We start from the raw sequence: 463 nt of genomic DNA on the forward strand, positions 1-463 counted from the left end.
TGACCGGCTTGGAAAAAACCTCGCCGATGACATCGGCAACGAACGTTCCGCCGCCGTGGCGGACGACAAGCAATCCCTTGGCCTCCAGCACTTTGAATGCGCTGCGCAGGATCGGGCGGGAGACATCGAATTGTACGGCAAGGTCCCGTTCGCCGGGCAAACGGTCGCCCACGCGCAGAACACCCTCAAGGATCAATGTTTCGATCTGGCTGACGATGTCGTCGGCCGTTCGGGAAGATTGGATGCGGGCAAAGACCGGGCTGCTCATGTTGAAAGTCGTCCGCAGGAGTGATGTGTCGTGCCAGCGTATCGGCAAATCACGAAACTGGTCAATTCTTTGATCCAGTGGGCAAGCGTCGCATAGCCGCAGCCTTCCGGCGTAAAGGAACATTGAAAGGGCCGGTCATTGCGTTCACCATCTTGTGAACAGTCTATACCAAGGGGCCGATATGAAGGGGAAAAG

The 463-nt window shown here is 57.0% G+C and carries 1 protein-coding gene; it reads right to left on the reverse strand.

Annotated elements, in window-relative coordinates; all coding sequences use genetic code 11:
- Positions 1 to 268: FadR/GntR family transcriptional regulator (locus tag Tanf_RS16720; RefSeq protein WP_046825619.1), on the reverse strand; the 268-nt coding region annotated here is incomplete at its 3' end.
- Between the last annotated feature and the right edge of the window lie 195 nt (positions 269 to 463).

The organism is Tannerella forsythia, assembly GCF_001006485.1.
Taxonomy (GTDB): Bacteria; Bacteroidota; Bacteroidia; order Bacteroidales; family Tannerellaceae; genus Tannerella; species Tannerella forsythia.